The sequence below is a fragment of the Nocardia brevicatena NBRC 12119 genome (genome assembly GCF_000308495.1).
GTDB lineage: Bacteria > Actinomycetota > Actinomycetes > Mycobacteriales > Mycobacteriaceae > Nocardia > Nocardia brevicatena.
The window spans coordinates 119310-132256 of record NZ_BAFU01000070.1 but is presented as its reverse complement, the minus strand read 5'-3'; the positions used below and the strand labels follow the sequence as shown (position 1 = coordinate 132256).

11 protein-coding genes are annotated in these 12947 nt (G+C 68.2%); 4 read left to right on the top strand and 7 right to left on the bottom strand.

The annotated features are described in order from the left end of the window. Positions 1–95 precede the first annotated feature (95 nt). Positions 96–977, bottom strand: a complete 882-nt coding sequence (locus ON20_RS19655; RefSeq protein ID WP_040837485.1) for a hypothetical protein — start codon at positions 975–977, stop codon at positions 96–98. Positions 978–1314: 337 nt separating this feature from the next. On the opposite strand from ON20_RS19655, the gene ON20_RS19650 reads away from it, so the two are divergent. Next, complete coding sequence (locus ON20_RS19650) at positions 1315–2451, top strand: LLM class flavin-dependent oxidoreductase (protein WP_040837483.1); 1137 nt, start codon at positions 1315–1317, stop codon at positions 2449–2451. Between the two features lie 82 nt (positions 2452–2533). On the opposite strand, the gene ON20_RS19645 is transcribed toward ON20_RS19650, so the two are convergent. Beyond that, positions 2534–4678, bottom strand: a complete 2145-nt coding sequence (locus tag ON20_RS19645) for a putative bifunctional diguanylate cyclase/phosphodiesterase (RefSeq protein ID WP_083865070.1) — start codon at positions 4676–4678, stop codon at positions 2534–2536. Positions 4679–4804: 126 nt separating this feature from the next. On the opposite strand from ON20_RS19645, the gene ON20_RS19640 reads away from it, so the two are divergent. Then, positions 4805–5968: a DNA cytosine methyltransferase gene (locus ON20_RS19640; protein WP_245547330.1), complete on the top strand. Its 1164-nt coding sequence runs from the start codon at positions 4805–4807 to the stop codon at positions 5966–5968. A gap of 76 nt (positions 5969–6044) precedes the next feature. Continuing rightward, complete coding sequence (locus tag ON20_RS19635; protein WP_040837480.1) at positions 6045–6380, top strand: TfoX/Sxy family protein; 336 nt, start codon at positions 6045–6047, stop codon at positions 6378–6380. Between the two features lie 17 nt (positions 6381–6397). Here ON20_RS19635 and rsgA read toward each other — a convergent pair whose 3' ends face one another. The 3 genes from rsgA to ON20_RS19620 all read right to left on the bottom strand — a co-directional run bounded on the left by rsgA (position 6398) and on the right by ON20_RS19620 (position 10315). Continuing rightward, entirely contained in the window at positions 6398–7399 is a 1002-nt protein-coding gene (gene rsgA / locus ON20_RS19630) for a ribosome small subunit-dependent GTPase A (RefSeq protein WP_245547346.1), read from the bottom strand. Then, positions 7396–8706: a 3-phosphoshikimate 1-carboxyvinyltransferase gene (gene aroA, locus ON20_RS19625; protein WP_083865069.1), complete on the bottom strand. Its 1311-nt coding sequence runs from the start codon at positions 8704–8706 to the stop codon at positions 7396–7398. The genes rsgA and aroA overlap by 4 nt, the downstream gene beginning before the upstream one ends. Before the next feature lie 103 nt (positions 8707–8809). After that, positions 8810–10315, bottom strand: coding sequence for an aldehyde dehydrogenase family protein (locus ON20_RS19620; protein WP_051162866.1), 1506 nt, complete (start codon positions 10313–10315; stop codon positions 8810–8812). Positions 10316–10869: 554 nt separating this feature from the next. Here ON20_RS19620 and ON20_RS19615 point away from each other — a divergent pair. After that, a complete protein-coding gene (locus ON20_RS19615) occupies positions 10870–11736 on the top strand; it encodes an SOS response-associated peptidase (RefSeq protein WP_040837473.1) in 867 nt (288 codons plus the stop codon). Between the two features lie 66 nt (positions 11737–11802). Here the strand turns inward: ON20_RS19615 and ON20_RS19610 are convergent, their stop codons facing one another. Together ON20_RS19610 and ybaK are read right to left on the bottom strand one after the other, a co-directional pair. After that, positions 11803–12195 (bottom strand): hypothetical protein, encoded by a 393-nt coding sequence (locus tag ON20_RS19610; RefSeq protein ID WP_040837471.1) that lies wholly within the window; start codon positions 12193–12195, stop codon positions 11803–11805. A gap of 111 nt (positions 12196–12306) precedes the next feature. Continuing rightward, on the bottom strand, positions 12307–12798 hold the full coding sequence (ybaK, locus tag ON20_RS19605) for a Cys-tRNA(Pro) deacylase (protein WP_040837767.1): 492 nt from the start codon (positions 12796–12798) through the stop codon (positions 12307–12309). Positions 12799–12947: the final 149 nt, after the last annotated feature.

Sequence of the window (12947 nt, the reverse complement as noted above, 5' to 3'; positions counted from 1 at the left end):
CCGGGGTAGCGTGCGCGCTACCCCGGCGCCGCTCCGGAACCGAAACGGCACACCGAGGCCTCGAATTCGTACCGGTCCGGCAGATAGCGCCACCTTCAGTGCTCGTCGACCACCGCGTATGAGCGCAGACGTTCGACGGCCCGCTTGTCGGACAGTTCGTCGCGCAGTTCGGGGTGCCGGAGGTAGAAGCGGACCAGCCAGTAGGTGGCCGCCGAGCCGATCGACAATTTCTCCGCGCGGATGTATTCGCGCTTCGCCCGCTTCGATTTCCGGGACGGGGACTCGAGACGGACCGCGCCCTGGCAGCTGTTGTGCGAGACGACCGTGACATCGCTCACGGCGGCCCAGCCGAGGAGTTTCACGGGCCGGGCGATCGTCGGGAAGACGATATGGCCGGGCCGCAGGACCAGTCGGTGGGCCTGCGGTCGCGCCAGGTACACCACCAGGTAGGCGAATGCCGCGACCGCCACGGCGAGTGCGGCCCACGGGGGGATCGGCGGGTGCAGCGGGAGGGTGAGGGAATCGAGGTGGGTGCCGATGCCGAAGAGCGCGCAGGCCGCCGACAGGCTGCCGAGGCAGAGGATCGCGGCGATTTCGTAGGCCAACGAGCGGCGGATCACCAGCCCGCCTCGGTCGTGTTCGAACCGGGTGCTCTTGATCTCGAGCCGGGTGCGTCCGCGTGAGAACGCCGACAGCATGCCCAGCAGCGAGACCACCCATACGGCGGTCGAGGTGTAGAACCAGGGGCGCAGCGGTTGCCCGGAGTCCATCGATGCGATGGCCTGTGCCAGCAGGATGGTCACGAGGACGGCGGCCATGAAGACAACCAGGTAGGTCCAGCCGTTCAGGTTGCCGCGCAGCTCCCGCGGCGGGGGAAAGTAGTTCCACGACTGCGGTGGCCGCGGGGTTTCCACGACGCTGGACCGGACCCCGGTCTCGGGTATCTCGGGAGCTGGGGTTTCCGGCTGGCTTGTCATCGGTACTACCTGTACTTCGGTCCTGCGGGCGGGCGCCTGCGATGATATCGGCGACCTATCGGCAAATCCGCGCTTCGCGGCGGCGGTGGCCTAACTGTGCCACGTGGTACCGGTTTCACCGAGGCCCGGGTTCGGGGCGTCGGGTGAGTGCCGATGCGGCCGTTACGCCCGGTATCCGGGACATACCCATTCCAGGGATCGGCATGCGCTCGACGGTGGTCTCGGCCCGAACCGTTGCGGAGTCGCCCGGATCGGACCGGCCGGAATACACCGACAGGGTCCACCGTTCCACTGGTTGACATATCCACTAAATGCCGGAAGCGGCCGAGGAGGGCATATGCAGTTCGGAATCTTCTCCGTGGGGGACGTCACCACCGACCCCACGAACGGCCGCACGCCGAGTGAGGCCGAGCGGATCATGGCGATGGTCGCGATCGCGGCGAAGGCCGAAGAAGTCGGTCTGGACGTCTTCGCCACCGGCGAACACCACAACCCACCATTCGTACCGTCGTCGCCGACCACCATGCTCGGCTATATCGCGGCCCGCACCGAACGGCTCCGGCTGTCGACCGCGACGACCCTGATCACCACGAACGATCCGGTGAAGATCGCCGAGGACTACGCCATGCTGCAGCACCTGGCCGACGGCCGGGTGGACCTGATGCTCGGACGCGGCAATACCGCGCCGGTGTATCCGTGGTTCGGCAAGGACATCCGCCAGGGCATTCCGATGGCCATCGAGAACTACCATCTGCTGCGCCGGCTGTGGCGGGAGAAGCAGGTCGACTGGCAGGGCCGGTACCGTACCCCGCTCCAGGGCTTCACCGCCACACCCGCCCCGCTGGACGACACCCCGCCGTTCGTGTGGCACGGTTCGATCCGGTCACCGGAAATCGCCGAACAGGCCGCCTTCTACGGCGACGGCTTCTTCCACAACCACATCTTCTGGAACAAAGAACACACCGAACAGATGGTCGGACTGTACCGGCGGCGGTTCGAACACTACGGACACGGTGCGGCGGACCAGGCCATCGTGGGTCTCGGCGGCCAAGTGTTCATGGCCGATACCGAGGCCGAGGCGAAGCGGTTCTTCCGCCCCTACTTCGACAACGCGCCGGTATACGGGCACGGGCCGTCGCTGGAGGAGTTCACCACCCAGACCCCGCTGACCGTCGGGACACCCGAGCAGGTGATCGAACGCACCCTCGGCTTCGCCGACTACGTGGGTGATTATCAGCGCCAACTGTTCCTCACCGATCACGCCGGCCTGCCCCTGGACGTGGTGCTGGAGCAAATCGAGCGGTTGGGCCGCGAGGTGGTCCCGGTGCTGCGCAAGGAATTCGAGCTGCGTCGCCCCGACCATGTGCCCAGCGATCCGCCGACACACGAATCGCTGGTCGCGGCCGGACCCGAGGCCCCGCACCAGCAGGTGCGACCCGCCCGCGCAGGACTGTCGGAGGTGCGGGAGGACTGAGCGACCGGCGGGCACGGCCGAGTGGCGGATCACTCCGACCCCGCACCCGGCAGGTGACCCGACGCGGCCCGATCGATATCGGCTATCGGGTGGTCATGACCCCGCCGAGGAGGCCGCCCTGGGGTGGTTCCGCCTTCCGCCGCTCCTCGGCGAGCAGGGCGGTGAGGCGCTCGATCGGCATCGGCCGGTGGAAATACCAACCCTGGGCGGTATCGCAGCCGAGGTCGCGCAACCGATCGGCCTGATCGCGGGTCTCCACGCATTCCGCGGTGACGGTGAGTCCGAGACCGTGCGCGAGCTCGATGATCTTGCGCAGGATGAGCAGGTCCGCGGCGCCGGCCGAGCGGGGGGTGCTGATGTGATCGATGAACGGGCCGGCGAGTTTGATGGTGTGCAGCGGCAGTCTGCTCAGATACGCCAGATTCGAATACCCGGTGCCGAAATCGTCGATCGCGAGGCGTACCCCGCTGTCGGCGAGCTCGTGCAAGGCGCGCACCGGGCGGCGGACGGTATCCATGAAGGCGCTTTCGGTCAGCTCGAGCTGCAGGTTCGCGGGTTCGATCCCGGTGCAGGCGATAATGGCGCGGACTCGGTCCAGCCAGCCGTGCTCGGCCATATCGGCGGCGGAGATGTTCACACTCACCAGAGGAGAGCTGACGGATCCGCCCGAGGGGTGGTCGCGGCAGGCCCGTTCCAGCACGAACTCGGTGAGCGCGCCGATATGGCCGTTGTCCTCGGCCAGCTCGACGAAACAGGCCGGTGACAGGACACCGTATTCGGGATGCCGCCAGCGCACCAGCGCCTCCACCGCGACGGTGCGTTCCGTGGCGAGGTCGAGGATCGGCTGGTAGTCGAGGAAGAACTCGCCGCGGGTCAATGCCTGTGGTAGCGCCGCGCACAGTTCGGCACGGGTGTGCTCGAGTTCGCCGCGGGCCGGGTCGAAGACCGCGTACCGGCCGCGTCCCCCGGTCTTCGCCCAGTACATGCTGGTATCGGCGGCATTGAGCAGCTGATCGGCGCTGGTGTGCTCCGGGCGGCGTTCCATCACACCGATGCTGGCGCTGATACTCAACCGGGTGCCGTCGATATCGAACGGCTCGGCGAACGCGTCGAGCACGGTGTCGGCGAGTTTCGCGAGCTGATCGTCTCCGCAGGTGTGCGGTACCAGGATGACGAACTCGTCGCCCCCCATGCGGGCGACCAGCTGGTCGCCCGTGGTGCAGTCGGCGAGGCGGGTCGCGGCCTGGACCAGCACCCGGTCGCCGATCGCGTGGCCGAAGGTGTCGTTGACGGTTTTGAAATGGTCGAGATCGAGGTAGCACAGCCCGCAGGCGGCCTCGGGGTCGGCGAAGGCGGTGGCCAGCGCGTCGAGGAAACACGAGCGGTTCGGCAGGCCGGTGAGCTCGTCGTGGTTGGCGCGGTAGTCGAGGTGTTCACGCAGGGCGCGGCGTTCGGAGATGTCCTCGACCAAGGCCAGGATGTAGCGGGGTTTCCCCTTGTCGTCCCGGATGAGGGAGACATTGATATTGGTCCACACGGTGTGGCCGTCGCGGTGGCGGTAGGCCTTCTCCAGTTGGGCGTGCTCTCGCTCGCCGTGGATCAGGCTCGCGTAGAAATCCCATATATCGGGCGGATCGGTCGGGTGGGACCGGGCGCTCATCGGCAGTCGGCACATCTGCTCGGGGGTGTAGCCGAGCATCTGCGCGAAGGCGGCATTGACCTCGAGGATGCAGCCGGACGTGTCCGACAGGGCGGTGCCTATTCCGGCCTGGGCGAATACCGCACGCATCCGGGCCTCGGTGGCCCGTAGGCGTTCCTCGACATGGCGGCGGGCCGTGCTCTCGGCGTTGCGAAGGCTTTCCTGCTGGTTCAGCAGCCGAGTACGTAGCGCGCGCACATAGCCGGTGGCGAAGGCGCCGAGCAACTCCAGCCGGCCGGGGTCGTCGGGGTGTGGGCCGAGAAAGCGCTCGTACAGCACGGTGATACTGCGACCGAGTGTTTCGTCGTCGACAGCATGCTCGCGCGCCAACCGGGCTCCCACATCGGCCGCCCGGGACGCCGCGGCGTGGTCGTTCACCGCGTCGTCGAGTTCGCCGACGAGTTCGGTCAGTAGGCGCAGCACCTCGTCGTGGCTTGCCGGTACCCCATGGACGTGGTCTCCACCGCCGAGCGCGGCCATCCATCGACCGGCCAGATCGGCGTGCTGCGATCCCGGCTGACCCACCATGGGGTTCGATCGTAGAGGCGCCGCGGCGAGGCCGGACCCGAATCCCTCCGGTGCGGTGGGGGGTGTCGCGGGCCGCCACGCCGACGACCCGGTCCGGCACGGTCGCGGGTTCGCTAGGGTTGCCGGGTGAGCTCACGATCGTTGACGGTGATCGACCTGTTCGCGGGTTGCGGTGGAATGACCGCCGGTTTCACCGCTGCCGGGGGCTACGAGTCGGTGATGGCGGTGGAGTTCGACCGGGCGGCCGCGGCGACCTACGCGGTGAACTTCGGAGAGGCCCACACCCGCTACGCGGATATCACCGATATCGCCGACTCCGCGATCCCGGACGTCGATGTGGTCATCGGCGGGCCGCCGTGCCAGGGGTTTTCCAACCTCGGTTCGAAGAATGTGGACGACCCACGAAACGCGTTGTGGAAGCAATACATCCGTTTCGTCCGGTATGCGCGGCCGCTGGTTTTCGTGATCGAGAACGTGGACCGGTTCTTCTCGTCGAGCGAGTTCGCCCTGCTGCGGGCCGAGGCGGGGCCGGGCGGGCTGTTGGAGGACTACCGGCTCGCGGCGGGGTTTCTGCTCGCCGCCGATTTCGGCGTACCGCAGCGGCGTAAACGCACGATCGTGATCGGCTCGCGGATCGGGGAGATCCCGTTGCCTGAACCGACGCATATCCGCCCCGGCGCCGCGGGGAGCGGACCCGTATGGCATACGACCCGTGATGTGCTGGCGGGCCTACCGGAGATCCTGCCGACCCGGGAACTGCCCGACTCGTGGACCGAGGTGTTCGGTGAGCGGGTGCGCGGGGTGTTCAAGACCCCGGATCTGCATATCGGACGCAACCCGACAGCGCTGTCGCTACAGCGTTACCGGCATATCCCGCCGGGTGGCGGTCGCTTCGATCTGCCCGATCACCTGCTGTCGCGGTGCTGGCGGGAGAAGAAAACCGGCACCACCGACGTCATGGGCCGAATGCGTTGGGATATGCCTTCGCTGACGGTCCGGACCGAGTTCTACAAGCCCGAGAAAGGACAGTATCTGCATCCCCAGTGGGATCGCGACGATCCTTCTCGCAGTGTGGACCGTCCGATCACCCATTTCGAAGCGGCGCGGCTGCAGAGTTTTCCGGACTCGTTCGGCTGGTGCGGAACCAAGGTCGAGATCGCCCGACAGATCGGCAATGCGGTGCCACCCATGCTCGCCGAGGCGATCGCCCGGCATCTGGAGCCCTATCTGCGCGGTACGGCCGGCGAGTCGGCGACCCCGCCCTGCCGGTTGTGTGCCGCCGATCGATAGCCGGTAACGCAGGGCCGACGGGAGCCGTGCGGCGGCGCGTCCGGGATATGTCGGTGGGCGAGCCCAGACTGGAGCGATGGCATACGACGAAGAGTTGGCCGAACGAATCCGGGAGTTGATCGGAAAGGGTCCCGGCGTCACGGAGCGCAGGATGTTCGGCGGGTTGGCGTTCCTGGTGGAGGGGAACATGGCGTTGGCGGTCAGCGGACAGGGCGGGTTGATGGTGCGGGTCGATCCGGTGGAAGGGGGTGCGCTTGTGGACGATGTGCGGGTTTCGCCGATGGTCATGCGCGGGCGGGAACTGGACGGATGGCTGCGGGTCACGGCCGAGGCGGTGGCCGATGACGGGGCGTTGCGGGAATGGAGCGACCGCGGAGCGGAATACGCGCGATCGCTACCACCCAAACGATGACGAGCGGCCGGTCGGGATCACCAGGGATCGTTCGAGGCCAGGGCGACCAGTAGGCGGCGGATGGCGGCGACGCGGCGTTCTTTGCCCGGGAGGTCGTCCAGGGCGCATTCGGGGTCGGCGGGCGGGCCGAGGTGGGTGCAGCCGCGGGGACAGTCCTCGGTGGCGGCGGACAGATCCGTGAAGGCAGCGATGACATCGTCGGGGGTGATATGGGCCAGGCCGAAGGAGCGGACACCGGGGGTGTCGATGACCCAGCCGCTGTCGGGTAGGGGCAGCGCCACCGACTGGGTCGAGGTGTGTTTGCCCTTGCCGACGCCCGAGACCTCGCCGACAGCTCGATCCGCTTCGGGGACAAGGCGATTCACCAGTGTCGACTTGCCGACCCCGGAATGGCCCAAGAAGCAGGTGAGGCGGCCGGTGAGCAGTTCCAACACGGTATCGAGACGGTCTTCGATACCGCCGTAGACGATGGTGAGATCGAGATCGGCGAAGGCCGCGGCGAATTCGGTGCCGTCGGCCAGATCATGTTTGGTCAGGCACAGAATCGGTTCCAGACCGCCGGCGTAGGCGGCGACCATGGTGCGTTCGACGAAACCGGTGCGTGGTGGCGGGTCGGCGAGCGCGACCACGATGAACAGCTGTTCGGCATTGCCGACGACCACGCGCTCGAACGGGTCGGTGTCATCGGCGGTACGGCGCAGGACAGTGGTGCGCTCGGCCACCCGCACGATCCGGGCCAGGGTGTCCGGGCGGCCGGACAGGTCACCGACCACATGCACCCGGTCGCCCACCACGATAGGGGTGCGGCCGAGTTCGCGGGCGCGCATGGCCACGATCGGTCGGTCCGGGTCGCCGTCGAGCACACAACCCCAGCGGCCCCGGTCCACCGACACCACCATGGCCGGTTGGGCATCCCGATGCTCCGGCCGGTTCTTGGTGCGCGGGCGCGAGCTGCGGCCCGGACGCACCCGCACATCCGTCTCGTCGTAACTGGCCGAGGAACGGCCGCGCCGACTCAGGACACCGCCCCCTGGTCGGCGTGCTCCGGATCGAGCATGGCCTCCCACAGCGCCACGAAGTTGGGCAGTGTCTTCGCGGTGGTCCCGATGTCCTCGATCTCCACCCCGGGGACCGCCAGACCCAGGATCGCGCCGGCGGTGGCCATCCGGTGATCGGCATAGGAACGCCAGCGACCGCCGTGCAGCGGGGCGGGGGTGATCTCCAGCCCGTCGTCGGTTTCCCGGACCTGTCCGCCGAGCCGGTTGATCTCGGTGGACAGGGCGGCCAGTCGGTCGGTCTCATGGCCGCGCAGGTGCGCGATACCGCGCAGGACGGACGGCGAGTCGGCCAGCGCGGCGAGGGCGGCGACCGTGGGTGTCAGCTCGCCGACGTCGTGCAGGTCGATATCGATGCCCGCCAGCCGGTCCGGCCCGGTGACGGTGAGGACACCGTCGAAGATCCGCGCCTCGGCGCCCATCCGCACCAGGATCTCGCGGATCACATCGCCGGGCTGAGAGGTCAGCCGCGGCCAGTGCGGGATGCTCACCTGCCCGCCGGTGATGGCGGCGGCCGCCAGGAACGGGGTGGCGTTGGACAGGTCCGGCTCCACCTCCCAGTCGACGGCGTGGATCCGGCCGGGGCGCACCGTCCAGACCTGTTCTTTGCGGGCATCGGTGGGCGCCTCCACCGCGACATCGGCGCGGCGCAACATCTCCACCGTCATCTCGATATGCGGCATGGACGGCAGCGGGCTGCCGCTGTGTCGCACCACCAGACCGTCGTCGAACCGGGCCGCCGACAACAGCAGTCCCGATACGAACTGCGAGGACCCCGACGCGTCGATGGTGATCGTTCCACCGCGCAGTTCGCCCTTGCCGTGCACCGTGAACGGCAGGGCGTCACCGTCGATTTCGGCGCCGAGACCGCGCAGCGCGTCCAAGATGGTGCGCAGCGGGCGGACCCGGGCCTGGATATCGCCGTCGAAGGCGCTGTCGCCCGCGGCCAGGGCGGCGACCGGCGGCAGGAAGCGCATCACCGTGCCGGCGAGGCCGCAGTCGATTTGGCCGCCGTGCAGCGGGCGGGGCACCACCTCGAGGGTATCGCCGTCGCCGGTGATCTCGGCGCCGAGTGCGCTCAGCGCGGCGATCATCAGCTCGGTGTCGCGGCTGCGCAGGGCGCCGGTGATGGTGGACGGTTCATCGGCGAGCGTGGCCAGGACCAGCGCCCGATTGGTGATGGATTTGGAGCCCGGCAGGGTCACGGACGCCTGAACCGGGACATCGACGTGGGGCGCTGGCCAGAAACTCACTCGCCTATCTTCGCGCATGACCTATCCGGACGTGACAGTGGTGCTCGGAAAATGAGATTCCGAGCACCACCTGTGATTGTTCACTTGCGCTTACCGCGCCTGTCGAGCCGTCGCGGCCCGCTCACTTGTGCCGGCCGTGCAGCAGCGGCACCATCTTGCGTAGCATCTTCATATTCGCCTGGGTGCGGCGGTAGCTGAGCAGCGCCATCCCCGGGATGGCGAAGCGCTGGACCGCGATCGAATGCGGCCGCACGAACTCGCGCAGACCGGGCTCGCCGTGGATGCGGCCGATGCCGGAGTCGGCGCTGCCACCGAACGGCAGGCCCGGGATGGCCGCGAAGCCGAGCACCGAGTTGACCGAGGTGGCGCCGACCTTCAGGCGCCGCGCGATCTCCACACCCCGGCTCTTCGAGTACACCGCCGAGGCCAGGCCGTAGGTGGTGTTGTTGGCCAGTTCGATCGCCTCGTCGATGCTGTTCACCGTGGTGACGGTGACGGTCGGGCCGAAGGTTTCCTCCTTGACGGCCGCGGAGTCCTCGTCCACGTCGACCAGCACGACCGGCTCGATGAACCGTTCCTTCACCGACTCCACACCGCCGAGCACGGCCTTGCCGCCCCTGGCGAGCGCGTCCTCGATATGCCGTTTCACGATCGCGATCTGGCTCGGCATGGTCATCGGACCGTAGTGGGCGTTCTTGTCCGAGCCGGGCTTGACATCGGTGAGAATCCTGGTCAGTTCGGTGACGAACTCGTCGCGCACCGACTTGTCCACATACACCCGCTCCACACCGGCGCAGGTCTGGCCGCTGTTGGAGGTGGCACCCCAGGCGACGGCGTCGGCGGCGGCCGACACATCGGCGTCGGCGGCGACGATCACCGGGTCCTTACCGCCGCATTCCAGGAGCACGGGGGTGAGGGTGTCGGCGGCGGCGGCCATGATCTTGCGCCCGGTGCCCGGGGAACCGGTGAACGCGACCTTGTCGACCCCCGCCTTCACCAGGGCCGCGCCGGTGGCGCCGTAGCCGTTGACGGTGCGGAACACGCCTTCGGGCAGTTGTGGATTGGCCTCGGCGAATGCCTCGGCCAGGAAGTTGCCGATCCCGGTGGAGTATTCCGACGGTTTGAATACGACGGTGTTACCGGCGGCGAGGGCGTAGGCGATGGAGCCGTTGGGGGTGTAGACCGGGTAGTTCCACGGGCCGATCACGCCGATCACGCCGAGCGGACGGTATTCGATCCGGGCCGAGAAGTTCGACATCATCGGGCCGGAGGGGACCTTCTGGGGAGCCAGCACCTTCTTGGCGTGTTTGGCCGCCCAGGCGATGTGCTCGAGTGCCAGCATGAGTTCGAGGAACGCGTCGTCGAGTGGTTTGCCGTTCTCGGCGTGGATGAGTTCGCAGAACTCGTCCGATTTCGCGACCAGCTTGCTCGACCAGCGCAACAGGGCCTTGCGGCGCTCGTCGAAGCCGAGCTGCTCCCAGGCGGGGGCGGCGGCGCGAGCCTTGGCGACGGCGGCGCGCACGGCCTCGTCGTCCGCGATCGGGTAGGTGGCCAGCGTCGCGCCGGTGGCCGGATCGACCGAGGTCAGCACCGCCTCTTTGTCGGTGATCTTTTCGGTGGTTGTCAACGGGGGTCTCCTCTGCGGAAGTCGGCGGTCGATGCGCGCGCGAACGGGCGGACCGCATGACCGCCGCGTCCCCGGTGAGAGAATGGTATGACATAACTCTCAGCTATTCACCACTTCGTGCCATCCATTGTCCCCGAGACCGAAGAGATTGTCTCCACCTGGGCTGCCCGCATCGGACCGCAATCCGACATCCCATCGAGACCATGCACTTCACCGACCGGGCACGAAGATCTCGCGCGTCCATCCGCAGCGGCTTCAAGGACCGTCGTACAGCCTGTTCAACCTGGTGTACGAAACCGTCCGGAGCCCGCACTCGCTGCGGCGATATCGTGCCGACACCTGTGAGAGGGAATCCGGGTCGCCGGCCCCGGTCGTCACCTTCCCGAACGACTCACCCCGGTGGTGGGGCCCGCCCCTGCTCTGGACCGACCGGAGCGAATTCGCGTCGGCGGATTCGCGGAGGGAAGGAAGACCCGGGGTCACGAGCGCCCCGACCCGCGCTGCCGAAGGCCGCGCCATAAACACTGTCGGTCCCCGATGGGAGTATCGAGAACATGTGCGGACGGTATGCGATGACGACGAATCCCGGTCGCCTCGCGGCGGAGTTGGACGCTATCGACGAGACCGGCATCGATAGCGGCGGACCCGCGGACGCGGGCAGTCCCGGTGCGACCGCGCGCTCGGCCGGGGAACCCGCCGCGGCGCACCCGGAACAGGCCAATTACAACGTCGCTCCCACGACGCAGATTCTCACGCTCGTCGAGCGGCACGACCCCGACACCCCCGACGACGATCCCCGTCTGCGTGTCCGGCGGATGCGTTGGGGCCTGATCCCACATTGGACCAAGGCCGCGGAACCCGGTGTTCCGGTAAAGGGCAAACCGCTGTTCAACGCCCGAGCCGACAAAGCGGCGAGCCTGCCGTCGTTCCGCGACGCGGTGAAGCGCAGGCGCTGCCTGGTGCCGATGGACGGTTGGTACGAGTGGCTGGTGGAGCCCGAGGCCTCGGCTCGGGGGGCCGCGGGCAAAGGCGGTAAACCGAAGGTGGTCAAGCGCCCTTATTTCATGTCATGCGCCGACGGCTCGCGGCTGTACATGGCCGGTCTGTGGTCGGTGTGGCGGGACCGCTCCCACCCCGACGGCGATCCGCTGCTGTCATGCACCATCCTGACCACCGACGCGGTCGGCGATCTCACCCGTATCCACGACCGGATGCCGCTGCCCATGCCACGCGAACACTGGGACGCCTGGCTCGATCCGGATCACCCGGCCCCGGCCGAGCTGCTGTTGCCGCCGAGTGAGGAGCTGGTCGCCGAGATCACCGCGCGGCCGGTGCCATCGCTGGTGAACAGCGTGCGCAACAACGGGCCGAAGCTGCTGGCACCGGCCGAGGGGCGGGCGGAGCAGACCACTCTGTTGTGATCATGTGCACGTCCCGGTGTCCCCGACCGGTGCCGGGCCACCCGAGGGGCGTCAGCAGGGGTGGGGTCACAGTGGACAGTCGATATTCGGCAGCACAATGCTCAACCCGCATTTGAGCACGTCGGCATTGAGGTCGATAACCGCGCTCGCCATCCCCCCGACCGCCTCCTCTGCCCGGCCCGCCAGGCCGTCCCCGCTGTCATGGCCGCTCTCGCTGTTACGGTTGTCCGTGCTGTTACGCTTCGAACTGTCGGAATCGCTCCCAGCGCCCCCGAACGGATAGTCGCTCTCCTCCGTGGTCCGCGACCCGTTGTCGAGCGAATGCCGCGGCGCCGCGACCGCCGCGGGGCCGGATATCGCCGCCGTCGGCGAAGTGGTCAGCAGCACCGGGCCGCCGGTCAGGACCAACGCCCCGGACAGGGCGACGAGCACGGTGCGCATCGGGTGGCGCAGGGACATCTCGCATCACATCCTCGGGTCGGTCTGTTCGGTCGTTTCCAAGTAACGCATACGGCTTCCGTCCGCGGGCGCAACCCGCCGACAACGGTGCGGATGACAACGGTGCGGATATCAGGTGGTGATCGACGCGGTGGTCGCCGCGGCCACCCGGACCAGGTCGGCGGGGGCGAGTTCGATCTCGAGGCCGCGCTTTCCGGCGCTGCACAGTATGCGGTCCCGGTCGAGGACGGAGGCGTCCACCACGGTCGGCAACCGTTTGCGCTGGCCGAGCGGGGAGATACCGCCCAACACGTAGCCGGTGCTCCGTTCGGCCTGGGCTCGGTCGGCCATGGTCGCCTTCGGTGCGCCCAACGCGGCGGCGGCCGCCTTCAACGACAGGCTGCGCGGTACCGGCAGCACCGCCACCGCCAGGGTGCCGGTGGACAGTTCGAGAACCAGGGTCTTGCAGATCTGTTCCGGGGCGACCCCGACCCGTCGGGCGAGCGCCTCGACCGCCTCGGCGCCGTAGGAGTCGGCCCGCGGGTTGTGCTCGTAGGCGTGCACGTGGTGCGCCACGCCGGCCTGGACCAGGACGCGGATGGCCGGTGTCGAAGCTTTTGCCACGGCGGCCACCCTACTGATCGTCGACGCGCTTCCCCTGGCCGGATACCGTCGGCGACCGGCGATTCGGCCCGCGGGTCGCCGGGGTGGGAACACATCACGGTGGGCGGATGTTGTAGGCGAATGCACAGCGCTTCGGTCGGCCCGTCCCA